Raw genomic sequence first — 24008 nt, 5'->3', positions numbered from 1 at the left:
GTGCCGAACAAGACCAATTCGCAGGCCGAGCAGCATGAATCGCAGCCGACACAGCCGGAGAACCAGGCATCCAAGCGTGCAACAAAGCACGCCAAGACCACGGTCGTACATCTCGTCCGCCACGGCGAGGTTTATAACCCGGATAAGATTCTCTACGGTCGCCTGCCCGGCTGGCACCTGTCTGAGCGCGGTCAGCGCCAGGCGGCAGCCACGGCCTCGTCCTTCGAAGGCCACGACATCCGCTACTTCGCCTGCTCTCCGCTGCAGCGCACGCAGGAAACCTCACGGCCATTCACCGAGGTAATCGGCATGAAGCCGACCCTGGATGAAGATTTGCTAGAGGCGGGTAACTCCTTTGAGGGTTTGCACATCAAGGGCATTGACTCCGCACTGTGGAATCCGAAGTACTGGCCACGGCTGCGTCGTCCGAGCGTGCCCAGCTGGGGCGAGCCCTACGAGGAGATCGCGGACCGTATGTTCCACGCCATCGAGCGTGCCCGCGCGGCCGCCGAGGGAGCGGAAGCGGTGCTGGTGACACACCAGCTGTGCATCATTGCAGCTCAGCGTCGTGCGCGGTACTTGAAGCTCGCCCACAACCCGGCAACTAGGCAGTGCGATCTGGCGAGCGTGACCTCTTTGATCTTCGTCGGAGACACCATTGTCGACGTGCGCTACAGTGAGCCGGCCGGTCACCTGTAAGGTGAATAAATAGTCTTGTTGAAGTTTCACTGACCCCGGAAGGTGGCACCCCAGGTGGCCAAGGTCTCATCGTCCCGAATTGCAGCAACGCTGGCGGCAGCAACTCTGTCTCTGTCGCTCGCGGCATGTAACCCCGGAGAGTCGGTGGGACACGACGCCGTTGCCGTTGGCGGTCAGTTCGAGTTCGTTTCTCCGGGTGGTCAGCAAATCATTGACTACGCACCGGAGGAGCGCAAGCCGGTCGGCAATGTCTTCGGTCCTTCTCTCGAGGACGACGACAAGGAAATCTCCCTCGATGACTTCAAGGACCAGATTGTGGTTCTGAACGCCTGGGGCCAGTGGTGCGCACCGTGCCGCTCCGAGTCGGATGACCTGCAGTACGTCCAAGAACAGATGGAAGAGGAAGGCATCGGCACTGTCCTCGGCATTAACGTCCGCGACAATGTCCGCCAAGCTCCCATCGACTTTGTGAAGGACAACGGCATCACCTACCCGTCCATCTACGATCCGGCTTTCGTCAACGCCGGTGCGCTCGGTGGTATCCCGGCGTCGGTGATTCCGACGACCATCATCCTGGACAAGCAGCACCGCCCGGCGAAGGTCTTCCTCCGCGAGGTCGATCACACCATGCTGATGAAGGCTGTCAATGAAGTGAAGGCGGAGGGCTAGGCCCCGGCATGTCAACTCTTGCCATGGACACGGTCTATCTTGCCGATGGCATCGGCCAGCAGTTCGCCGACATCGCCACCGGCGGTCCCATTGTGTTGGGGCTGCTCGCCGCTGCGCTGGCCGGTCTCGTCTCCTTCGCCAGCCCGTGCGTTATTCCGCTTGTGCCCGGCTATGTCTCCTATCTCACCGGTATTTCCGGAGCGTCGGGGGCGCAGGGCAATGGCGTGACGACGGGAGTTGCGGACGCAACCTCCGTCGATAAGCAGGACGGCGATGGAGACCGTGGCCAGCGTTCCTCAACAGCCCGCGTCGGCCTGGCTGCGTTGCTGTTCGTGTTGGGCTTTACTGTCATTTTCGTGCTGGGTTCGGCCTCTATTTTCGGGCTCGTGTCCACGTTGCGTTTGCAGGCGCGCACGCTGACAATCGTCGGTGGCGTGGTGACCATCGTGATGGGGCTTGCCTTCATGGGCATGGTGCCAGCGCTGCAGAAAGACACCCGCATGGCGCCGAAGCGCTGGACCACGTGGCTGGGAGCGCCCCTGCTCGGCGCGGTGTTCGCTCTGGGGTGGACGCCGTGTCTGGGCCCGACGCTGACTGCAATTATTTCGGTGTCCGCGGGCACGCAGGGTATGACCGCGGCCAGGGGAGTGGCGCTGATTATCGCTTACTGCCTGGGGCTGGGGCTGCCGTTCATTTTGGTGGCGCTGGGGTCGGCACGCGCGATGCGCGGAGTGGAATTCCTGCGTAAGCACTCGCGAACTATTCAGCTCATCGGTGGTGTGGCGCTGGTGCTGGTCGGAATTGCCCTGGTCACGGGACTGTGGGATGTTTTTGTTGCCTGGGTTCAGGCCGCTTTTATTACTGATACGGTAACGCCAATTTAGTGAAAGATTTTTCGATGTCGGTGAATTGGAATAAGGTACGACAGCCCTTCCAGCAGGTCTGGAACTGGTTGACCAGCATGCGCACGGCGCTGATTCTGCTGTTCATCCTCGCTTTCGCAGCGGTTCCTGGTGCCCTGTTGCCGCAGCGCTCGCTGAATAAGGACAAGGTCGACCAGTATCTTGCCGCCAACGGCAAGACCGCCGAGATCATGGATAAGCTGCAGCTTTTCGATGTCTTCTCGTCCGTCTGGTTCGTCGCCATCGTGGCCTTGCTGCTGATTTCCCTGGTCGGCTGCATTATTCCGCGCACCATCGACCACTACAAGGCCATGAAGACGCCACCGGCTAGGGCGCCGAAACGGTTGGCGCGTCTTCCGCTACACGACGAAGCCGTGGTCGATGCTTCCGCGGATGAAGTTTCTAAGCGGGTGCGTGAGCGCCTGAACAAGTGGGCGTTGACCGAGACTCCAGCAGATGAAGATCGCGCTGGGGCGCAATCCTTTTCCGCGGAAAAGGGCTACCTGCGTGAGTTCGGCAACCTGGTGTTCCACCTGGGCATTGCGCTGCTGATTATCATCGTCGGCTTGGGTCGCATGATTTATTACGAGGGCCAGGTCATTTTGCTGACCAACACCGGCACCGAGATTTCTGATGACAACGTCAATAGCGCGGTGGGCGTTCCGTTCTGTAACACCGCAGCGGCGAACTATGACTCGCTGCGCTCGGGCAACACCTTCGACGGAACGACTTTGAACCCGTTCTGTATTCAGGTAGAGGACTTCGCGGCCGATTACCTGCCGAACGGCCAGGCCAAGATGTTCACCTCGCATATCCGATTCGCAGAAGAAGAGGATATGCGCAAGCCGGTCGATGAGTGGGAAAAGACCACGCTGCAGGTCAACCATCCGCTGCGCGTCGCCGGTGACCGTGTGTACCTGCAGGGGCACGGCTTTGCCCCGGCCTTTAAGGTGACCTGGCCGAATGGAGAGTCGCGTACCTCGATTGTCCAGTTCCGCCCGGATGACCCGACCTTCTTCCTGTCCTCTGGTGCGCTGCGCTTTGACCCACCGGCGGGCATGTACCCGGACTTGTTCGAGCGCCGCCAGAACCAGATTGCAATCGAGGGCCTGTTCGCTCCGACCGCCGAGTTCGCCGGTGAAAAGGGTGCGCTGCTGCAGTCCTCTTACCCGGCTATGCAGGACCCAGCCGTGGCTGTCGACATTTACCGCGGCGACGCGGGCCTGGACACTGGTCGCTCGCAGGGACTGTTCTCCCTCGACCGCGATCTGATGCACTCGGGTCAGCTGGCCAAGGAAGCCCGCGTCAACCTTAAGCAGGGCGAATCCACCGAGCTTGCCGACGGCACGAAGGTTGAATTCCTCGGTGCGAAGGAATTCGTCAACTTGCAGATTTCGCACGATCCCACGCAGTTCTGGGTGCTGGTGGCGACCGTGGCTGCGCTGGCAGGCATGGTGATGTCGCTGGGTATTAAGCGCCGGCGTGTTTGGGTGCGTATGTTCCCGCTGGAAGATGGTCGCACTCGCGTTGAGTTCGGTGGCCTTGCCCGCACCGACAAGGCCGGTTGGGGTGAGGAGTTCCAGTACATCGTGGACGACATCCTGGAGCGCGACAGTGATGACGAGGGCAGTGATGACGAGGATGCTGCCAAGGATGACACTGCCGATAAGGACAGCACGGACAACAAGACCAAAAGCTAGCTGACCACTAAGTCCGGCCCATCCTTGCCACAGGGTGAATGCGCGGAGGCGAAAATTGCGCCTCCGCGCAACTTTTTTGCGTCCCCCGTGTCCCCGGCCCCTTTTGCTTAGTCCCGCTTTAGTACTAGGGTTTGAAGAAGTATTCCGCTAATTCCACATTTTGGAGCCAAGTACATGCTCGTCAATAAGACACTGGCGCAGTTTTCGGACTGGTCGTACTTCACGGCCTTCGCCTTTTATCTTGTGGCCTTTGTTGTATCCATTGCCTACTACAGCCGTCGTATCGCGGCCGCTGAGGCTAAGAGCCAGGTTGCGGAACGCGAGCTGGTAGCCGCCGGTGCTGGTGATGGAGCTACCACCACTAGTGTCGCTGACTCGGGGGAGTCGGCGACGAAGGCGTCGGCAAGCGAACCTAAGAATCAGGCGCTGACGAACCGACTCGGCGTTGTGGCGGAAATGCTGATTTATGTCGGTGTGGCCGTGCACTTTGCATCGGTGCTGCTGCGTGGCCTGGCCGTACAGCGTTTCCCGTGGGGCAACCTGTATGAGTATGTCTCGGTGTCCATCCTGTTCGCCATGGTTGTTGGCGCGGCCGTGCTGCACCGCGAGACCATGCGCGTGTTCTGGCCGTGGATGCTCGCCCCGATTCTGGCGCTGATGTTCTACGGCGGCAGGAAGCTCTACGCTGAGGCCGCTCCGGTGGTGCCGGCGCTGCAGTCGATTTGGCTGCCGATTCACGTTTCCATCATCGCCATCGGTTCCAGCATCGCACTGATTTCGGGTGTCGCTTCGATTCTGTACATGCTGCGGATGTACAACCGCAAGGGCAACGAAAAGGGTTTCCTGGGCAAGCTGGTCGCGCCACTACCGGATGCACAGAAGCTGGATGCGATTGCTTACCGCACCGCCATTTGGTCTTTCCCGCTGTTCGGTCTGGGCATTGTGCTGGGTGCTATTTGGGCGGAGTCCGCATGGGGCCGCTACTGGGGTTGGGATCCGAAGGAGACCACGGCTCTGATCTCCTGGATTATCTACGCTCTGTACCTGCACGCTCGCGCGACCTCAGGTTGGCGTAATACCAAGGCCGCGTGGATTAACATCTTCGGTTTCGCGACCATGGTGTTCAATCTCTTCTTCATCAACATGGTGGTTTCGGGTCTGCACTCGTACGCCGGTCTGAACTAAGCCGATCAAACACGTACCAAGCCGGCATCGCCGGGTGAACTAGAATCGCTTCCATGCGTGTTCTCGTCACCGGTGGTGCCGGCTTTATTGGTTCCAACTTCGTTCTCCGTACTCTGGCCACGCGGTCGGATGTGAATGTCACGGTGCTTGACGCTTTCACCTATGCCGCGAACCCTGCGAGCTTGGAAGGAGCGGACTGTGAGATCATCCGCGGCGATGTCCGCGACGCTGAGCTGATCGATCGCCTCGTTCCCGGCTTCGATGCCGTCGTCCACTTCGCCGCAGAGAGCCATAACGACAACTCGCTGGTGGATGCCGACCCCTTCGTCACCACCAATGTCATGGGCACCGTGAATCTGGCGAAGGCCTGCGCCACCCACGATGTTCGCTTTCACCACATCTCTACAGACGAGGTCTTCGGCGATCTCGCTCTCGACGATCCAGCACGCTTTACGACGGCCACCGCGTACAAACCCTCCAGCCCCTACTCGGCCTCCAAGGCTTCAGCGGACCACTTCGTCCGGGCGTGGGTGCGTAGTTTTGGGCTGGCTGCGACGATTAGTAACTGCTCGAACAACTACGGGCCTAGGCAGCATCCGGAGAAGCTGATTCCCCGCCAGATTTGTGGTCTGCTGCGCGGTCGTAGCCCTCGCGTGTATGGCACTGGCGAGAATGTTCGGGACTGGATTCACGTCGATGACCACAACGATGCGGTCTGGGCAATCTTGGATTCCGGCGAGGTGGGGGAGACCTACCTGATCGGTGCCGATGGCGAGCGTTCCAACCTCGACGTGGTCGGAGACATCCTGGAGGGCTTCGGACGTGCGCGGTCCGACTTCGTTCATGTCACTGACCGCCCGGGGCATGACCGTCGTTATGCGATTGATCCCGCATCCATCCGTACCCTTGGCTGGCAGCCGCGCTACCAAGACTTTTCCGCGGGCCTTGCCGAGACCATCGACTGGTATCGCGACAACGAGTCCTGGTGGGCTGCGGCCTATGATGCCGCTGAGGCTGGCTACGCGGAGCGCGAGCAGGAGTTGTAGTTCTGATTGGGCTGGTTTGGGTTGGTTGGGTTGGTTGGGCTCTGTCTAGCCAGCACCCCGGTTACTTGGTGCACCCCGGTTACTTGGTACGCCCGATGCGTCACTTCAGCCACGCCTGCAATATAGTTCCCATGCGCACCAGGTAAAGGCCTCAAAACAGGCCCAAAATACCCAGACTCGCATGTTTGGTGGCATTTTCGGGCTTTTGGGTGAATCTGACCTGGGAGTTTCTAATCTGAAGCCCACCAAACATGCGAGTCTGCGTCAAAACACCCCTTGTGAATGGTGTTAAATGTTGTTGTCGTATTCAGGATTAACGAATAAGCCTCAAATTCGGGCCATTTTTTCCTAAGGTCTCGATTTGTGTGGGCTTCAGATTAGAAACTCCCAGGTCAAGAAGTGTGGATTCACTTAAAAGGGCACACAAACCGAGACCTTAGGGCAACAACCCCCGCATGAATGCCGTTAAACGCTAATTTCGGCTCGGCGACTACCCAGCCCACACCCAACCCACCACCAGCCCGAACCCGTCCCTCGCGTCTACACTTGTTACCCATGAGCCCTAAGAGCACATTCCAGCCCACTTCCATCGACGGCGTTTTCACCTTCGAGCCGGTCATCCACGGCGACAGCCGCGGTAGTTTCCACGAGTGGTATCGCCTCGACGCATTTGCCGAGGCCACGGGCTACCCGTTCTTCCCAGAGCAGGCCAACATGAGTGTTTCCGCCGCGGGCGTTGTCCGCGGTCTCCACTTCGCCGACGTCAGCACCGCGCTGGATGGTCATCCCGGCCAGGCGAAGCTGGTTACCTGTCCCGCGGGCCACATCCTCGACATTGCGGTTGACCTGCGTCGCGGCTCCGACACATTTGGCAAGGTTGAGGTCTTCGAACTCGACAGCACGACGCGCCGCGTGGTCTATCTGCCCAACGGCATCGGACATGGCTTCGTTTCGCTTGCCGACGACTCCGTGCTCACCTACCTCACTTCCACCGGTTACAACCCGGAGGCTGAACGCGCTGTCAGCATCCAGGACCCGACTCTCGGAATTGACCTGGCCGCGCTGCTGGCCAAGGGTGGTCTCACCGAAGCGGACATGATTCTCTCCGAGCGCGATCAGAAGGCTCCGACGATCGAGCAGCTCGAGGCGCAGGGCAATAAGCTCCCCAGCGAGTTTGACTGCAAGGACCTTGAGAACATGGCTCGCGATGAGTGGGCCATCGCCAACGAAACGGCCGGACAGTAGGGCAGAAAGGCGCGAGCACTATGAAGGGCATCATCCTCGCAGGTGGCACGGGCTCTCGGCTGTTTCCCATCACACTTGGTGTAAGCAAGCAGCTGGTTCCCGTCTATGACAAGCCGATGATCTACTACCCGCTGAGCACGCTGATGCTAGCGGGGATTAAGGACATCCTTGTCATCACCACGCCACATGATGCCCCGCAGTTTGAGCGTCTACTTGGCGACGGCTCGCAGTGGGGCCTCAACCTCACCTTTGCCACCCAAGACGAGCCCCGTGGTCTCGCTGAAGCGTTCATCATCGGTGCGGACCACATCGGTGATGACTCTGTTGCGCTCATCCTCGGCGACAACATCTTTTACGGTGCTGGCTTGGGCACGCAGCTGCGCCGCTTCCATGACGTCGATGGCGGAGCGATCTTCGCCTACTGGGTCGCAGATCCCACGGCCTATGGAGTCGTGGACTTCGACCAAAGCGGCAAAGCCGTGGCGATCCAGGAGAAACCGAAGAAACCACGCAGCCATTTCGCGGTGCCTGGTTTGTACTTCTATGATGCCGAGGTTGTTGAGATAGCTCGCTCGCTGCAACCGTCGTCACGCGGCGAATTGGAAATCACGGATGTTAACCGCGCCTACTTGGAGCGCGGAAAACTGCAGGTAGAGGTGCTGCCGCGCGGAACGGCGTGGCTGGATACCGGCACGGTGGACAATCTGATGGCCGCGGGTGATTTCGTGCGCACGATTGAGCAGCGGCAGGGGCTAAAGATTGGCTCGCCGGAAGAGGTGGCGTGGCGTATGGGATTCATTGACGATGCTGCGCTTAGTGCGCGTGCCGACGCCCTCAGCGCCAGTGGCTACGGGGAATATCTGCAGCAGTTGTTGCTGCGTGGCAAGGACGTTTAGTCAGTTTCGCCGGGATTATCGGGGTTGTCGTCCTGCTCCCGTTCGCGCCGCTCCTGTAGCTCCTGCTCACGCTTGCGGCGATCGAATTCGGCCTTCTTGAGCTTCCAGAGGAACTCTGGATCATCGTCGGGAGCGAGCGGACGGGGTTCCGGTTGCGGAGCGGAAATACGTCGCATGCCGTTGCCGCGACTGCCGGGACCAAATGCCTTCCACAGCATGACTACGACAAGGATGATGAACAGCAGCAGAATGAGCCGACCCATGTAATAGCTAACCTCCTGGATTTACCGACTAGAATACGCAACGAGTCCAGTAGTGCCCACGAGGGGTATCGCACTGCATGCGGTACGGCGTACAGAGTCCGTTAGGGTACAAAGGAACGTTGGACACGAACAGCCATGGACGCTAACAACGCCCGGGGCGCAGTACAGGCGTAACACGTAGAGGTGAGGGTTTAATGACCAATCCAGCAGAGCAGGACAAGTTGGCTTCTGAGGCTGAAGTGGAGTCGACTCAAGCTCCGGCTTCGACTCCGGCAGCTCCGGTGACCAAGAATGCTGGTCGCGGCAATGCCATGAAGGGACTGTTCTGGTACGGCCTTGCGCGTCTGCTGCTGTTCCTGGTGCTGTTCTTCATCCTGCTCGCCATCATTTACTTCGTGAACGTGCGGATTCCGGCCGCAATTACGGCTGTGTTTGCGTTGATTATTGCGATGCCGTTGTCGGTTTTTGTGTTTCCGAGGCTGCGTGTCCAGGCCAATGAGTCGGTTGCAGTGTGGTCGGAGAACCGCCGCGCGCACAAGGAATACATTGCGCAGCAGATTAAGGACCGCGAGGAAAACTAGCGCACCTTCTCCAGCACCCGCTCGATTGCCCGGTTCACCGCTTCCGGAGCCTCGAGCGGCAACATGTGGCCGGCCCCGTCGACTTCAACCAGTTCGGCGTCCGGCCACTTTTCCATAATTAGGTCTGCTTGCTTGCGCGGAGTGACATCGTCCTTCGTGCCCGCCAGTACCGCTCCTGGCAAGCCCTCCAAGTAAGGCCCGGCTGCGAACTCGTCGTGATCCTGCAGGTCGTCGAGATATCCCACGAAAGTTTCCAGCGGTGTTTCATTAATCATGGCCGCGTGGAACTCGATGATCTCGTAGTCTGTGCGTCGAGCGAACACCGCCACCGCCAACGACGGCGCCATCAGTGACGCGATTGCCTCGCGGAACTTGCGAATCTCCTTCGGCGAGGACTCAATTGCATTGCGCGCCGCATCCGCCACCGGGGACGCCAGAATCTGCGGCACACCCTGGGCGGCCAGCTTGTCGATAGACGTGGAAATCAACACCACGCCTGCTATCCGACGGCGAATGCTTTCCTCGGCAGCCCGCACCATGTGCAGTGCAATCAAACCGCCTAGCGAATGCCCAACCACGATGAGTTTTCCGGTCGCGGCACGCTCCGCGATCACGGCCAGCGCATCGGCCGCAGCACCTTCGACCGTGCAGAGTGAGGCCGGAACCGCTCCGGTCTGGCCGTGGCCGCGCAGATCCATAGTCAACAGGCGTGCTTCTGGGTGCGACTTGCGTAGCGCGTTGAACTGCCGGTACCAGGACTCACCAGCCAGGGTGAAGCCGTGGACGAAGACGATGGTCACGGGTTCTTTGGCGGGTTCGCTAGGCTCAACCTCGTACCAGTGCACCGGAATGTCGGTGGTGACAGCATCCGGTTTGTCGCTGGCCTTCCGCTCGTCATCCTTGGCCGCGATCTCGGCTGTGACCGGCTCAGTCTTGATATGCACCACGCCGGTTGACGTGAGGTCGGTCAGGCCCGGTTCACGGGTCTGTGAATGCAGCGCGCCATGCTCCAGCGCCAGTCGGCGGCGTCCCGATTTAGTCAAACGCAGAGCAGCGCTGCGGGCGAAAGCTGGAGCCGTGGCTGCTGTGTCACCAACTCTGGTTGCGGCCTCCTGAGCGTCGTCAAGCGCCTTGTGCGTCAGTGTGCGAAAGTCCATCGGTGCCCCCTAGCTGAGCGCGAGTGCGAGTGCCGTGATGACGGACCAGGCAAGCATCATCTTGCCGGTAAGCCCCAGTACCGGGATGAGTTCCTTGCCCTTCTTATACGTGCGGATTGGCTCGGAGGCCTTCACCCACAGCGGCACGATGAGCAGACCCACCAGCGCCCATGGGCGCCAGAAAGCGATAAAGATGCTGGCTAGAGCGGGCATGAGGGAAAGAATCTGCCAGACGATGCGGGTGCGGAAGTCGCCCAGGCGAACTGCCAGGGTGATCTTGCCGGTGGCGGCGTCGGTGGGAATGTCGCGCAAGTTGTTCGCCAGGTTCACGGCAGAAGACACCGAACCGATACCAATTGCGCAGGCCAGGCCGACCCAGGACAGCGAGCCGGTCTGGGTGAACTCCGTGCCGAGCACCGCGACGAGACCGAAGAAGACGAAGACCGAGACCTCGCCAAGTCCGCGATAACCGTAGGGATTTTTACCGCCGGTGTAGAACCACGCAGCCGTGATGCACAGCGCGCCGACCAGAATGAGCCACCACGCGCTCATCAGGGACAGCGTCACACCGGCAATACCTGCGACGCCAAAGGAGCCGAACGCCGCATACTTCACAACCTTCGGCTCCACCAGACCAGAACCCGTCAGGCGCAGCGGGCCGGAGCGGTCATCGTCAGTGCCGCGGATGCCATCGGAGTAGTCGTTGGCGAAGTTCACACCCACAATCAACGCCCACGCGACAACCAGCGCGAGCACCGCACGTCCCCAGATAATCGGCGCGTGCGTCGATGCCGCTCCGACACCGACGATGACCGGCGCAAACGCATTCGCCCAGGTATGGGGGCGCGCGCCTTCCAGCCAATCGCTTAACGACGCCGTTGCAGGACTCTTTGGTGCTTCAGACATGAATTAATAATAGGACGTGACACCAAATGCCTTGAACTAATGCGTGTTCTAGTGGCTTAAAGGCTGGAAGGCAAAAGATTAAAAGAGCGCCGCGACCTTCTTCCGGTCGACCTTGCCCGGCCCAATCAGTGGCAGAGCCTCCACACGACGCAGGTCCTTGGGAATCATCCAGTGATTGATTCGCCCGGCATCTTCAGCATCCCCGAGCCCGTCCATGACATCGCCGAGCTCAGCGGTGCCTTCATACGCTGCGACGATAGCGTGGCCGAGCCGTGGGTGTGGCACGCCGACCACGCAGGCTCCCGTAACTCCATCGATGGCGAGCAGTTCACGTTCGAGGACTTCGGGATGCAGCTTCAACCCGCCGGAGTCGATGATGGTGTCCAGGCGTCCCGTAATGACTAGTCGGCCATCGCGGATCTCGCCCGCATCGGAGGTGGCGAACCAACCTGGTTTATGGAAAGCCTCGTGACCGGGCGCATTGCGGTAACCGTGTGCAATCATCGGTCCGCCCAGCCAAACGCGACCATTTTCGATGGCAACCTGTGCACCCTCGATGGGCTGTCCGTCATAGACGCAGCCGCCGGCTGTCTCGGAGGAACCATAGGTGGTCACGACATTGATACCCAGCTCTTCGGCCCGTGCTGCCACCTGCGGATTCAAGGCCGCGCCGCCGACGAGGATGGCGTCGAAGAGGCGCAGGGCTGCCACGCCAAAGGGTTCTTCCATGGCCTTCGCCAGCTGCATCGGAGCCAGCGAGGTGTAGGCGCGGTCGCTCGTGAGGGCCTCGGCGCCGTCGGCGAATGCGGCCACATCAAAACCGTCGGTCACATCCACACACACCGGATCCGTGCCCGCGAGCAGCGAACGAATGAGAACCTGCAGGCCAGCGATATGGTAGGCCGGCATCGCCAGCAGCCACTGTCCTTTACCGCCGAGCCACTGATGTGTAGCAGTAGCAGAGGAGACCAAGTTATCCACCGTCAGCTGTGCACCCTTGGGAGTGCCGGTGGAACCGGAAGTGCCGACAACAAGTGCGATGGACTCATCAATCGGCTCACCTGCGCGTTGCGAGTTCCGCAAGATTGAGGCGCGCGTGCCGTCGTGAAGCGGAACGGGAAGCAAAGAGACCTCGCCGTCCAGCGCGGCGCGGAGGTCGGGCAGGATGGCGGTCGGGTTGTGGGGATTGACGGAAAGCAGGCTGAGCGTACGCACAATCCAAACCATAGCCCGTGTTGTGCCATAGTTTCTGGTGACAAGGTCGGAACAATCGTGGCCTCGGGCGCGTTGCGCAGACCAAAGACAGTCATAGATAGAAAGGCATCGAAAATGGGTTGGATTTTTGGTAGGTCAGCGGAGCTGGTGCCGGAAGATGAGGCGCTCAAGGGCGGCTCGCACCCGGTGTTGGAAAATCCGAAGCCGCATGCGGTGCTCGGCACGCCGATCACCGGCCCATGGGAGGATGGCCAGGAGGTCGTCTACATCGGTATCGGCTGTTACTGGGGTGCTGAGAAGCTGTTTTGGGAAACACCGGGCGTGCTCAGCACATCGGTCGGGTTCGCCGGTGGCGTGACACCGAATCCCACCTACCGCGAGTCCTGCACTGGGCGCACAAATCACACCGAGATTGTGGAGGTCGTCTACGACCCGGAGCAGATTAGCTTCGATCAGCTGATTGCCAAGGCCTTCGAGGCCCATGATCCCACGCAGGGCTACCGGCAGGGCAATGACGTCGGCACGCAGTACCGTTCCGCGATCTACACGACGTCGCCCGAGCAGGCGCGCCGGGCACAAGAGATCGCCGATGCCTACGCGCCGAAGCTTGCCGACGCTGGCCTGGGTCCCATCACCACGGAGATTATGCCACTGTCGGAGACTCCGGCAGGGAAGTACTACCGAGCCGAGGATGAACATCAGCAGTACTTGTTTAAGAATCCGAACGGCTATTGCCCAGTGCATTCGACCGGAGTGGCCTGCGGAATTTAAAGGCGAAGCTTTTTAGAACGGTCAGTCGCGATTAGTAAAACTCACTGAGAAAAGTAAGGTGGTTATATCAATCAGATAGTCGAATAGGAGTGAACCCTTGTGGTGAAGCAAGTACTGCGCGTTGCATTTGCCTTCGTCGGCGTGGTCGTCGGCGCGGGCTTTGCGACGGGTCAGGAAATCATGCAATACTTCGTCGCCTTTGGCATCAATGGTGTCTGGGGTGCCGTTCTCTCAGCGGTGATCATGAGCCTGATGGCGATGATCATTTTGCAGCTGGGAAGCTACTTTCAGGCCAGCGAGCACGGCGAAGTTTTCCGACGCGTATCGCACCCCATCTTCTCGCGAGTACTGGACATTGGCGTGATTATCACGCTCTTCGCCACAGGGTTCGTCATGTTCGCCGGTGCCGGTGCCAACATGGAGCAGCAGTGGGGCATCCCCGTGTGGATCGGTGCCGTAATCATGGTGCTGGTGACCATTGCAGCCGGTTTCCTCGATGTGGACCGCGTGACCACCGTGATCGGTTCCATCACGCCGTTCATTGTCGGCTTTATCCTGCTGGCCAGTGTTTACACGCTGGCGTTCACCGATGCCACCCCAGCCTCGGAGCAGGCAGCTGCCGTTGCGGAAGTCCCGACCACCCTGCCGAACTGGGTTGTCGCCGCAGTGAACTATGTCGGTTTTAACCTGATGGTTGCGGTTTCCATGGCGATTGTTATTGGCGGTAGCCTGTTCAATCCCCGCGCCGCTGGAGCCGGTGGGTTTACCGGTGGTTTGATCTACTCCGCGATGCTGCTGATCACCACCATCACGCTGTTCCACACTGTTGGTACCGTCGCCACCGATGCCGTGCCAATGCTCACCGTCATTAATCGTCTGCACCCATGGCTGGGCCAGGCCATGGCCGTGGTAATCCTTGGCATGATCTTCAACACGGCACTTGGCATGTTCTACGCACTGGGGCGTCGCGTCACCGCAAATCACCCGGAAAAATTCAAGATTGTCTACGTCGCGCTGGTCTTGCTCGGTTTCGCCTTGAGCTTCATGGGCTTCCAGAACCTGATTGGTTGGGTCTACCCAATCCTGGGCTACATCGGGCTGCTGCTCATTACTGTCATGCTTGTTGCTTGGTTGCGCGGCCGCGAGCGCATCAGTGAAGAGACTTCCCGCCGCAAGCGCATCTTCCGTCTGGTCCGCCGTGGCCGGAACAAGGAGGCCCGCGAGGAGATTGAAGACTCGAACCTCAGTGTCGAAGAGGTCCGCGAAGCTATCGAGGAGTAGGTGGGCTGGCGCGTGACTGCAGTCAGCTCTGCTGTCAGTCTTGGGACCGGATTGCCTTCAGTGATGTCGCCCGAGCCCAAGCCACGAACGCCGCCATCACAATGGCGGACACGAGAACCATCAACGGCCACCGCTTGGGGTAATCACGTACCACCCAGGTCCATCCCCATTCCGAGGTCCACCACAGTGGGGAAGCGCTGAGGACATCACCGCCAACCATCACCGCCCAACCGCCGAGCGCGACCGAGACAAAGATTGCCGCCGCCACACTGCGACGCGCAATCAAGCCGGTCATGGCCACAATCATCGCGGCCACAAGAGGCGCGATGACCGCCTGGTACGGCCAGGGGTTAATGCCGGTCTGGCTATTGGTCTCGCCGCCTGCGCCACTGATAATCACCGCAACCACGAGCACCGGCACGAGAAACGCCATATCCAAGGCAAACAGACGGAGTGTGATGCTCCGTCGCGCACGCCGATACATCAGTGCTGGCCAGGCATCAGCTTGCGAGGTCCACGTCATGATGGCGACCACGGTTGCAGCCGTCGGCACGCAGACGAAACTCAGCAGCCCCAGCGCATACTCCGGGTTCCACACCACACGCACGACCGCAAGGCCGGCAAGCATCAGCGCTGCGAGGCTCCACCAGGTGCGCCAGGGAAGGGTCGCGCTCATGCCATGGCTTAACGACGAAGTGCTGCGTTCCCGGCCCGTCGGCAAGCTGAGAGATTTTCCGTGCGCAAGCAATGCGATGGCAAATAGACCTAGCCCGAGGAGTAAATGCAGCAACGCGGGCGGCAGGATGGCGATGTTCCAGATCTCGCTGTCGGCGGGAGCCGAGATGGAATTAGCCTGCACTCCGTGGATAGGTAACGTTGGGCGGATTGCCCAGGTCCACGGGAGAACTTTCCAGTTTGGGCTCATGGCGTCCAGTGTTCCTGCGATGGCCCAAGCGATGGAAGCGAGCGGAGCGAGGAAGAGAGCTGCGCGTGGCACAAGGCGCCATAGGGCAAGGCCGAATGCCCCGAAGACGAAGAATGACAACGTGCTAAAGAGCGTGAATTGCAATGCGGTGCTCACGCTCCGGGCAAGGAGTGCAGCCATCAATGCGTGACCGAGGGCCGCGGAGGCAATGACAGTGGCTGCGCGGGCAAGGAGCACTCGAGTGCCCGAGATATTGCGCCAGATTAGGCCGCCTTGGCGGAGTTTTTCTTCACGGTTTTGGCCGATGACGGACGTAATAGCAGCCAGGGGAGGAAGCAGGATAAGCGAGTAGATGTGGGCGCTCGCCATGGCGGTGGCGTCAACGCCTCTAGAAAAGACCATGCTGACCAGAGCGATTGCCACCATGATGATGGGAAGAAACATGGTGAGTGACCACTTCGCCCGCAGTAGCTCGGCGCGGAAGTAGCGGCGAGTAGGAACAGTGCGGGTGTTCAGGGGGCGCGTGTGCGGTTGAGTGCTCATCGGGTAACACCTACTGCGGTGAAGAAAGCCTGCTCGAGGGATTGACCAGCAGCCGCAAAGTCAGCCAGCGGGCCTTCGTAGACCAGTCGGCCACCAGCAAGGACGCCAAGGTGGTCAACGCTCTTCTCGACCTCTCCGAGTTGATGGGAGGACACCACGACGGCCTTGCCACTAGCGGCAAGATTTCGCAACAAGGTGCGCAGGCCCACGATAGCTTCGGGGTCGAGGCCGTTGGTGGGCTCGTCGAGAAGCACAATGTCGGGGTCGGTGAGCAGCGCCATCGCTAGCGAGAGACGAACCTTCATGCCGGTGGAGAATGCACGGGCGCGCTTGCTGCCCGAGTGCAGGCCCACCATGTCGAGGACCTCGGCGATACGGCTTTTGTCCGTGCCGGTCAGATGTGCGTGCACTTTGAGGTTGTCGGTGGCCGAGAGCTGAGGGTAGAACGCCGGGCCATTGACGGAGGCGCCGATGCGGTCCAGGTCTTCAATTGACCACGGGTGTCCCGCGATGCTGATTTCACCGAAGTAGGGAACAAGGCCAAGCACAGTGCTCATCAACGTGGATTTACCTGCGCCGTTGAGTCCCAATAGTCCGTAGACCTCGCCGGCTCGGACGCTCATATCGAGGCCGTTCAGGACAGGTTCGGTCTTGCCGTAGGAGACAGTGATGCCGCGCAGCTGAAGGAGGGGAGCGGCGGTATCTGCGGAAGGGCCTGAGGTAGGGGTTGGTGCGTTCATGCCTTAAGTAATAGGAGTGCTTGGCACGGTTCGCGCCCTCCCCGAGGATGAGGCAGCGGAAATATCCTCCCTAGGGAGGAGGCGATAGCGAGGCGGACGGCACCAGCGAGGAGAAGCTACAGCAGGCCGTTTTTCGCAGCCCAAATGACAAGATCCACGCGACTGCGTGAGCCCGTCTTGGTTAACAGGGATTTCACATGGGTTTTCACTGTTGTCGTGGCGACAACTAACCTGCGAGCAATTTCGTCATTGGAAAGCCCTTGGCAGACGAGGTTCAAAATCTCCTGTTCGCGGGGTGTGAACTGGGGCGCTGCGTGGGTGGTATCTGAGCTAGAGCCACTGGCCGAGGACTCCCTCGCTGGCTGTTCAGAGTGAGATGCGCGCGGCGAAACATGCCGCAACACCATCGGCGTCACCTTCGGGTCGATGACACCTTCACCACGATGGATGCGCATAATGGCCGAAAGCAGCTCGCGGGGATTGGAGTCTTTGAGCAAAAAGCCTGCGGCCCCAGCTTCTAAAGCGCCGAGCACCAGGTCTTCTTCGCGGAAAGTGGTCAGTACCAAGACTTTTGGAGTGGAAGCGCGAGCCGCACCTCCGGACGGCACGCCTCGCACAATCTGCCGTGTGGCCTCGATACCGTCCATCACGGGCATTCGAATGTCCATGACGACCACATCCGCTCCGGAGGCACGACGCACAGCCTCGGCGCCATCGCCCACGGCACCAATGACTTTCATCTGCGGGTGGGCATCAATAAGCTGCGCGAAAGACTGCCGAATCAGAGCCTGATCTTCAGCCACTAATACTCGAATTACACCCATTGCTCGTCTTTCTCGACAGTTTCGGCCACCAGCCCTGCTTCGGTCGAACCGCTTACAGCCGAATACTGACGCGGAACATGCCGTCGTTTTCACCATAAGTCATCTCGCCACCGAGCTGAGCCACGCGTTCATCCAGACCAATCAGGCCAGCGCCAGCTCGCTTCCTGGGTTCCAAAGTATCGCTCGCAGCCCGATTTGCGGTCACCAAATGTACCCGCGCCGGGCTGTCATCAGCATCGGCAGGTGGATCGATTACCAGTGCCAGCTGACCAGCGCCCGATGAGTGCTTGGCCATATTCGCGGCCAACTCCGTCACTGCCCGCACCAAAGTCAAACGCTTCGCGAGTGGCCAATCCGCCAGGTCTCCATAAGACTCCGGCAGAGTCACCGAAACATCGCGACCCGGCGGACAAACTGCCGCAACCAGACGCGGAATCTCATTCGGGTCAGCGCTACTCTCGCCGCCATCACGTAGCGCATCGACAAGCGCATGCACATCTCGCAACGATTGTTCTGCGGTCTGGGCAATACCTTCCAGCGTGGTCTTTTCAGCAGCGCGTTCCGCTCGTGAGTCATCTATCTCCGCCAGGTACAACGCTGTTTGGGCCTGAACCTTAATAGAGGTCAATCCGTGCCCCACGACGTCGTGAAGCTCCCTGGATAACTCCAGCTTGTTGAGCGCCACGACGTTCTCTAACTCCGCGGCGTGTTCCTCGGCGTTGATGCGCAGCCACAGGGGCACTGCGTACGCGCTCGCCGTAATGAGCACCGCCGGCAGGCCGAAGACCAATAGTCGCTCCGGGGTAAAGCCGAAGGCAGGAACTGCCGGATTGAGGAAGCTGCCAATCAACCCTAAAAACAGCCCAACGATGCCCCAGGTGCGATTCGGTTCCCACCTGGTCACAGCCCATAGTGATAGTGGGGCAGCAACAATAATAGGGTCGAGCCCAAGGTTTACAGGGGATAGCCACACCAGCAAGGCGAGACCCGCTAGGGCGCTGTATGTAATCACAAACGATGCGCGCACTGCTTTACGACGAAACGCTGCGGCTCCGGCAATCATCGCGGACAGAACCACATTGGTGACATATGTGAAGCTCGGGCCATAAGTAAGTAGCGGCGTCATGCTCAACCAGCAGCACAGCAGGAAAGCAGCCGCAATAGCGAGATCGGCAGCTGGGAATGAGCCGACGAAGTAACGCACCCGGCTGTGCCAGTCGAGTGGGGCAGGAGTCTGCGTGGTGGCAGGCTGCGCGAGTGTAGAGACAGTTGTGCGCTGCATGGTCTCTAGGCTAGCGGTCGGTGGCTATGCGGTTTCTAAGCGTCACCCTTCCACTTGCCGAAAAGTGATGTTGATGCGGCCCTCTTTAAGTCCGCACCCCTCCGGCAAAGTACCCGGACGAGTTTTGGGCACACCATGAAACGCAAGCCGCTTCGGCCCACCAAACACGATCACATCTCCGCTGGCGAGAGTCACATCATCCCAGGGCTTATTGCGGTTCTCCGTGCCGCCAATGCGGAATAGAGCCTCGTCGCCGATAGAGAGCGACACAATTGGCGCAGGGGAGTTTTCGTTGCGATCCTGGTGCATCCCCATGGTGGCCCCCGGCGGATAGTAGTTGACCAACGCCATGTCGGGCCGAAAAGTGGAGGGCCACTGGTTGAGGGATTCGTCGTAAAGCGCGGCGGCACGAAGTGCTTCGGTGGCGAGCTGCAGCAGATTGTCAGGCACGGGCGGGACGCGAACGCCACCTGCATGCGTGACGTAGCGGTACGGATTCGTGGCCCACATGCGGCCGAGATGCAGCATAAAGACCTGCATCTGACCACTTTTGAGCTGCGGGCGAGTCATGGCCAGGGGAGTGCCTGCAACGTCGCGGGCGATGTCGCGGAGTTGCGTGATGATGCCCGATTGCCGCTCCAATGGAAGCCATCCCGGCAAATGAACAACTCCCGGCGTGATGAGGGCATCGTCGCGCGGGAGTTGATCGAAGAGCATAAGTCTATTTTGCCTGCTAACCCGCGATGATTGCGTTAACCGGGCGGGACAGGAACTGCGGACCAATCTTGCCCAGGTAACGCAGGATAAAGTCCGCTGCCGAGACCGAGTAGAAGTGACGCTGGCGCTCAATGAAGTTCTGCGGGTGCGTTGCCTTCCACACAGCATCAGCGACCTGGTCCGGCGTGATACGCACGCCAAGACGACGGGTGGAACCAGCAGAAACGTCCGCCAGCTTGGTCTTCGCCCAGAGCGGCATGATGGCGACAGCGCGAATCTTGTCCTTGCGCCATTCCAGGTCCAGAGCCTGCGTCAGACCAGAGACATAAAACTTCGACGCAGAGTACGGCGCGATGTGCGGCTGGCCGTAGATGCCCGAAGCCGAACCCATGTTGACCAGGTGCGATCCCTTGGTGCGCTTCAAGTACGGGTGCGCCGCCTTCGCGCCCAGCGTCAGGCCGGTGCAGTTGATGTCCACCTGCGCGCGAATAATCTCCGGCGACTGGTCGGTGATATCGCCATCGCCGATGATGCCCGCGTTGTTGTCCAGTACCGTCAGCTTGCCGCCGGTGTGGGAGGTGAAGTCCGCAAGCGCGTCCTCCCACTGCTTAAAGTCCGTCACGTCCAGCTTGCCGACGACTATCTCCGGGCGCTCAGCCTTGAGTTTTGCCAGGGCATCCTCGTTGATGTCGTAGACACCTACGGTCCAGCCTGCGGCCAGGAACTTCTCGGCCACCGCGCGGCCAATGCCCTGTGCGCCGCCGGAGATGAAAATGGACGGGGAATCAGAAGTGGCCATGGTGCCTCAATCCTGCCTTTTCTTGCTGTTTTTATAAGTTGATAAATGTTATTCGCCAGCTTAGGCGAGCATTTGGTCTGAAACAGGCGAATGAGAAAACGCGCCCCGATTACAAACGCGCCCTGACTACACTGGTCACCATGAAACCCCTGAACATCCCACCAGGTCCTGGCATCCCAAAGGGCCTCGTCATCCCCGCGGCGGAGCTCACCGAACGCTTCGCGCGCTCCGGTGGGCCGGGCGGTCAGGGCGTTAACACCACCGACTCCAAGGTGCAGCTATCGGTGGATATCGCCGAGCTCAGCGTGCTTTCCGACGTCCACCGCCGCCGCGCTCTCCAGAACCTCAGCCACCGACTCGATGGCACGACACTCACCGTGTCCGTCACCACGCAGCGCGCCCAGGTACGCAACCGTGCGGAAGCCCGGCGTCGCCTGGCCGATCTCATCCGGGAAGCCGTGCAGCCACCGCCTCCGAGGCGCCGGCGGACTCGACCGAGTCGGGCCTCGGTTGCCCGTCGTAAAGCGCAGAAGCAACGCCGCTCCGAGCTCAAAGCCAGCCGACGTCGCCCCAGCGCCTACTAGGGAATATGGGTTTTTCGCACATTCGTTGCAATATAGATGGTATGAGCGAAAACCAGGCCCCTACCGAAAAGGCAGCTGAAGCTGTCGCGGAGTTCAACCACGTGCCCTCGATCCTGTCCATCCAGTCGCATGTGAGCTATGGCCACGTGGGCAACTCCGCTGCGGTCTTCCCGCTGCAGCGCGCAGGTTTTGAAGTGTGGCCGGTCCACACCGTCGATTTCTCCAACCACACCGGCTACGGCCAGTGGCGCGGCCCGATGATTCCGGCCACGGATGTGCGCGAGGTCATCAAGGGTATCGATGAGCTGGGCAAGCTTGACGACGTCGACGCGATCATCTCCGGCTACCAGGGCGGTAGCGATATTGCGGATGTCATCATCGAGGCCGTGGCGCTGGCCAAGCAGCGCAACCCGAAGGCCATTTACTCCTGTGACCCGGTGATGGGAAATGCCAAGAGTGGCTGCCACGTGTCGGATGACATTCCGCCGCTGCTGCGCGACAAGGTCGTGCCGGTGGCAGACGTGATTACGCCAAACCAGTTCGAGCTGGGATACCTGACAGGCCGCGAGGTCAGCGACCTGGAGTCCACCATTGCGGCAGCCCATGCTGCTCGTGAGATGGGGCCGGAGGCCGTGCTGGTCACCAGCGTGCTGCGACCGGAGCGCAAGGAGGGCGAGATTGAGATGCTCGCCATCAATGGCTCGGGTGCATGGCTGGTGGCGACACCGTACCTGCCGCTGAAGCGCAACGGTTCCGGCGATGTCGCGGCTGCGCTGTTTGCAGGCAACCTGCTGCGCGGTCGCGGTATTGACGGTGACCTTTCGGTCGCGCTGGGCAACACAGCGGCCAGTATCTTTGAGCTGCTGAAGGTCACGCACGAGTCCGGCTCTGGCGAGCTGGAGCTCGTGCGCGCGCAGGAGGCCTACGTCAACCCAGAGCAGCGTTTTGAGGTTACGAAGGTTCAGTAGGTGGGGTAGGGCTGGGGCTCGCGCCACTAAGCCAGCCCTAGCAGTGTCCCAACAGGCCTAGTAGTAGAACGGGAACTCGTCCCAGTTCGGGTCGCGCTTTTCCAGGAACGCTTCCTTGCCCTCGACGGCCTCGTCGGTCATGTACGCCAGGCGAGTAGCCTCACCCGCGAAGACCTGCTGACCCATCAGGCCGTCATCGGTCAGGTTGAAGGCGAACTTCAGCATGCGCTGCGCCGTCGGGGACTTACCGTTGATCATGCGACCCCACTCGACCGCGACATCTTCCAGCTCAGCGTGGTCGGCGACCTCGTTGACGGCGCCCATGCGGTGCATGGTCTCAGCGTCGTAGGAGCGGCCGAGGAAGAAAATCTCACGGGCAAACTTCTGGCCAACCTGCTTCGCCAGGTAAGCCGAGCCATAGCCGGCGTCGAAAGATCCCACGTCAGCGTCGGTCTGCTTAAAGCGGGCCTCCTGGCGCGATGCCAGCGTCAGGTCACACACGACGTGCAGGGAGTGTCCGCCACCTGCGGCCCAGCCATTGACCACGGCAATGACAACCTTCGGCATAGTGCGAATTAGGCGCTGCACCTCCAGGATGTGCAGGCGACCTCCCTCGACCTTGGCGCGCGCGGTATCGATGGTGGATGCGTCCGCGGTAGCGTCGTCATGCTCGTGGGACGTTGCGTACTGGTAGCCGGAACGACCGCGAATGCGCTGGTCACCACCCGAACAAAATGCCCAGCCACCGTCCTTGGTGCTCGGGCCGTTACCGGTCAGCAGCACAACGCCGACATCCGGAGTGCGGCGCGCGTGGTCAAGCGCGCGGTAGAGCTCATCGACGGTATGTGGACGGAATGCGTTACGAACCTCCGGGCGATCAAACGCAATACGCACAATGCCGTTCTCGCGGCCCTCGCCGACGTGACGGTGGTAGGTGATGTCGGTCAAATCCTCAAAACCATCAACCGTCTTCCACTGCTCGGGGCGGAAGGGGTTATCGGTCGAGTACTTCGCGGTATCAGTCATGGCCTCAAGCATAAAGGTCTCTAGCATGAGGGGTATGTCTGTGTCCGCTGCGCCCAACATCCAGCTTCCGCCAATCGACGACATCCTCGGCCGCGCCCACGTCGTCGCCCTGCCCATGGCAGTGAAATTCCGTGGCGTCACCACCCGCGAGGCACTCCTCATCGACGGCCCCGTCACCTGGGGAGAGTTCGCGCCCTTCCTGGAGTACGAGGCACCCGAGGCCGCCGCGTGGTTGCGCTCGGCCATCGAATGCGCATACGTCGGCCTGCCCACCCCGAAACGCGAGTTTGTCGAGGTCAACGCCACCATCCCCGCCGTCACACCCGACCAGGTGCCGGAGGTCGTGGGGCGCTACCCCGGGTGCCGCACGTTTAAGGTCAAGGTCGCAGAGAGGGGCCAATCGCTTAACGACGACATCGAGCGCGTAGCCGCCGTCCGCACCGCAGTGGCCGAAGCCTATGGCTATGAACCTGTGGTGCGGGTGGATGCGAATCGTGGCTGGTCGGTGGAGCAGGCTATCCGCGCCGCCCATGAGTTGGGCCCGCTGGAGTACATGGAGCAACCAGTTGCGACTGTCGCCGAGCTCCGCGCGGTCCGCGACGCAGTGGGGGAGTTTTGCCCGATTGCTGCTGATGAGTCGATCCGCAAGGCCGAGGATCCGTATTTGGTTGCGCGCGAACAGGCTGCTGACGTGGGCGTAATGAAGGTCGCGCCTCTTGGCGGGCCACGCCGTTTGCTTCGGTTGGCCGAGGAGCTGGAGATGAAGGTGACCGTCGCCAGTGCCTTGGACACCGGCGTTGGCATGGCTGCCGGTTTGTTCACGGCGGCGGCCCTGCCTGCTACCGAGCTGCAGCCGGAGCCCAACGCGGCAGGGTTGGCTACGTCCTCGCTGTTTATCGAGGATGTCATCGAGCCCCGTCCACTTATCGATGGCCGTTTGCCCGTCACCAACCCTGCCCCCAATCCTTCCCGCCTGGCCGAGCTCGCTGCGCCGGGTCCCCGCCGCGATTGGTGGTTTGACCGCCTCCGCGCGGCGTACGCCCACCTGTAGCGGCGCACCTGGCGGCCTAATCCCACCTGTAGC

General features: G+C 60.6%; 25 protein-coding genes. 14 read left to right on the top strand and 11 right to left on the bottom strand.

Annotation, left to right across the window (positions count from 1 at the left end; all coding sequences use genetic code 11):
* The 8 genes from NQ014_RS04985 to rfbA all read left to right on the top strand — a co-directional run bounded on the left by NQ014_RS04985 (position 1) and on the right by rfbA (position 8342).
* Complete coding sequence (locus NQ014_RS04985) at positions 1-699, top strand: histidine phosphatase family protein (protein ID WP_257074023.1); 699 nt, start codon at positions 1-3, stop codon at positions 697-699.
* A 54-nt stretch (positions 700-753) separates the two neighbouring features.
* Positions 754-1368: a TlpA disulfide reductase family protein gene (locus tag NQ014_RS04980; protein WP_257074022.1), complete on the top strand. Its 615-nt coding sequence runs from the start codon at positions 754-756 to the stop codon at positions 1366-1368.
* Between the two features lie 23 nt (positions 1369-1391).
* Positions 1392-2252 (top strand): cytochrome c biogenesis CcdA family protein, encoded by an 861-nt coding sequence (locus NQ014_RS04975; protein WP_373467709.1) that lies wholly within the window; start codon positions 1392-1394, stop codon positions 2250-2252.
* A gap of 14 nt (positions 2253-2266) precedes the next feature.
* Positions 2267-3970 (top strand): cytochrome c biogenesis protein ResB, encoded by a 1704-nt coding sequence (locus NQ014_RS04970; protein ID WP_257074021.1) that lies wholly within the window; start codon positions 2267-2269, stop codon positions 3968-3970.
* A 174-nt stretch (positions 3971-4144) separates the two neighbouring features.
* Positions 4145-5155, top strand: coding sequence for a c-type cytochrome biogenesis protein CcsB (ccsB, locus tag NQ014_RS04965; RefSeq protein WP_257074020.1), 1011 nt, complete (start codon positions 4145-4147; stop codon positions 5153-5155).
* A gap of 53 nt (positions 5156-5208) precedes the next feature.
* Entirely contained in the window at positions 5209-6201 is a 993-nt protein-coding gene (gene rfbB, locus NQ014_RS04960; protein ID WP_257074018.1) for a dTDP-glucose 4,6-dehydratase, read from the top strand.
* Positions 6202-6756: 555 nt separating this feature from the next.
* The gene (locus NQ014_RS04955; protein WP_257074017.1) at positions 6757-7446 is read left to right on the top strand and encodes a dTDP-4-dehydrorhamnose 3,5-epimerase family protein; all 690 of its coding nucleotides are present in this window, start codon (positions 6757-6759) and stop codon (positions 7444-7446) included.
* Between the two features lie 20 nt (positions 7447-7466).
* A complete protein-coding gene (rfbA, locus tag NQ014_RS04950) occupies positions 7467-8342 on the top strand; it encodes a glucose-1-phosphate thymidylyltransferase RfbA (RefSeq protein WP_070643252.1) in 876 nt (291 codons plus the stop codon).
* Here rfbA and NQ014_RS04945 read toward each other — a convergent pair.
* Positions 8339-8605, bottom strand: a complete 267-nt coding sequence (locus tag NQ014_RS04945) for a hypothetical protein (protein ID WP_016422002.1) — start codon at positions 8603-8605, stop codon at positions 8339-8341. The two genes, rfbA and NQ014_RS04945, sit on opposite strands and share 4 nt — an antisense overlap.
* 194 nt (positions 8606-8799) lie before the next feature.
* On the opposite strand from NQ014_RS04945, the gene NQ014_RS04940 reads away from it, so the two are divergent.
* Positions 8800-9186 carry a DUF4229 domain-containing protein gene (locus NQ014_RS04940; protein WP_257074015.1) on the top strand — a complete coding sequence of 129 codons (387 nt, stop codon included), beginning with the start codon at positions 8800-8802 and terminating at the stop codon, positions 9184-9186.
* Here NQ014_RS04940 and NQ014_RS04935 read toward each other — a convergent pair.
* From NQ014_RS04935 to menE, 3 genes are all read right to left on the bottom strand, one after another.
* Complete coding sequence (locus NQ014_RS04935; protein WP_257074014.1) at positions 9183-10343, bottom strand: alpha/beta fold hydrolase; 1161 nt, start codon at positions 10341-10343, stop codon at positions 9183-9185. The genes NQ014_RS04940 and NQ014_RS04935 overlap by 4 nt on opposite strands.
* A gap of 9 nt (positions 10344-10352) precedes the next feature.
* The gene (locus tag NQ014_RS04930; RefSeq protein WP_257074012.1) at positions 10353-11249 is read right to left on the bottom strand and encodes a 1,4-dihydroxy-2-naphthoate polyprenyltransferase; all 897 of its coding nucleotides are present in this window, start codon (positions 11247-11249) and stop codon (positions 10353-10355) included.
* A gap of 78 nt (positions 11250-11327) precedes the next feature.
* A complete protein-coding gene (gene menE / locus NQ014_RS04925; RefSeq protein WP_257074011.1) occupies positions 11328-12476 on the bottom strand; it encodes an o-succinylbenzoate--CoA ligase in 1149 nt (382 codons plus the stop codon).
* Positions 12477-12578: 102 nt separating this feature from the next.
* On the opposite strand from menE, the gene msrA reads away from it, so the two are divergent.
* Both msrA and NQ014_RS04915 read left to right on the top strand, forming a co-directional pair.
* Positions 12579-13235, top strand: coding sequence for a peptide-methionine (S)-S-oxide reductase MsrA (gene msrA, locus NQ014_RS04920; protein ID WP_257074010.1), 657 nt, complete (start codon positions 12579-12581; stop codon positions 13233-13235).
* 99 nt (positions 13236-13334) lie between these two features.
* Entirely contained in the window at positions 13335-14516 is a 1182-nt protein-coding gene (locus NQ014_RS04915; RefSeq protein WP_257074008.1) for a hypothetical protein, read from the top strand.
* A 34-nt stretch (positions 14517-14550) separates the two neighbouring features.
* Here NQ014_RS04915 and NQ014_RS04910 read toward each other — a convergent pair whose 3' ends face one another.
* The 6 genes from NQ014_RS04910 to NQ014_RS04885 form a co-directional block, all read right to left on the bottom strand.
* On the bottom strand, positions 14551-15984 hold the full coding sequence (locus NQ014_RS04910; RefSeq protein ID WP_257074007.1) for a hypothetical protein: 1434 nt from the start codon (positions 15982-15984) through the stop codon (positions 14551-14553).
* On the bottom strand, positions 15981-16724 hold the full coding sequence (locus NQ014_RS04905; protein WP_257074004.1) for an ABC transporter ATP-binding protein: 744 nt from the start codon (positions 16722-16724) through the stop codon (positions 15981-15983). Before NQ014_RS04905 ends, NQ014_RS04910 begins: the two co-directional genes overlap by 4 nt.
* Positions 16725-16840: 116 nt before the next feature.
* Positions 16841-17527: a response regulator transcription factor gene (locus NQ014_RS04900; protein WP_257074003.1), complete on the bottom strand. Its 687-nt coding sequence runs from the start codon at positions 17525-17527 to the stop codon at positions 16841-16843.
* Between the two features lie 73 nt (positions 17528-17600).
* Positions 17601-18830: a sensor histidine kinase gene (locus NQ014_RS04895; RefSeq protein WP_257074002.1), complete on the bottom strand. Its 1230-nt coding sequence runs from the start codon at positions 18828-18830 to the stop codon at positions 17601-17603.
* Positions 18831-18872: 42 nt separating this feature from the next.
* On the bottom strand, positions 18873-19547 hold the full coding sequence (locus NQ014_RS04890) for an alpha-ketoglutarate-dependent dioxygenase AlkB (protein WP_257074001.1): 675 nt from the start codon (positions 19545-19547) through the stop codon (positions 18873-18875).
* 16 nt (positions 19548-19563) lie between these two features.
* Positions 19564-20346 (bottom strand): SDR family oxidoreductase, encoded by a 783-nt coding sequence (locus NQ014_RS04885; RefSeq protein WP_257074000.1) that lies wholly within the window; start codon positions 20344-20346, stop codon positions 19564-19566.
* Positions 20347-20486: 140 nt separating this feature from the next.
* On the opposite strand from NQ014_RS04885, the gene arfB reads away from it, so the two are divergent.
* A complete protein-coding gene (gene arfB, locus NQ014_RS04880; RefSeq protein ID WP_257073999.1) occupies positions 20487-20930 on the top strand; it encodes an alternative ribosome rescue aminoacyl-tRNA hydrolase ArfB in 444 nt (147 codons plus the stop codon).
* A 41-nt stretch (positions 20931-20971) separates the two neighbouring features.
* On the top strand, positions 20972-21898 hold the full coding sequence (pdxY, locus tag NQ014_RS04875; RefSeq protein ID WP_257073998.1) for a pyridoxal kinase PdxY: 927 nt from the start codon (positions 20972-20974) through the stop codon (positions 21896-21898).
* A gap of 57 nt (positions 21899-21955) precedes the next feature.
* Here pdxY and NQ014_RS04870 read toward each other — a convergent pair whose 3' ends face one another.
* Positions 21956-22936: a 1,4-dihydroxy-2-naphthoyl-CoA synthase gene (locus NQ014_RS04870; protein WP_016422029.1), complete on the bottom strand. Its 981-nt coding sequence runs from the start codon at positions 22934-22936 to the stop codon at positions 21956-21958.
* Positions 22937-22949: 13 nt separating this feature from the next.
* On the opposite strand from NQ014_RS04870, the gene NQ014_RS04865 reads away from it, so the two are divergent.
* The gene (locus tag NQ014_RS04865) at positions 22950-23975 is read left to right on the top strand and encodes an o-succinylbenzoate synthase (protein WP_257073997.1); all 1026 of its coding nucleotides are present in this window, start codon (positions 22950-22952) and stop codon (positions 23973-23975) included.
* Positions 23976-24008 lie beyond the last annotated feature (33 nt).

The sequence above is a fragment of the Corynebacterium sp. 5QC2CO genome (genome assembly GCF_024580435.1).
In the GTDB taxonomy this organism is placed as follows: Bacteria; Actinomycetota; Actinomycetes; order Mycobacteriales; family Mycobacteriaceae; genus Corynebacterium; species Corynebacterium jeikeium_D.
This window is presented reverse-complemented; position numbering and strand designations above follow the sequence as displayed.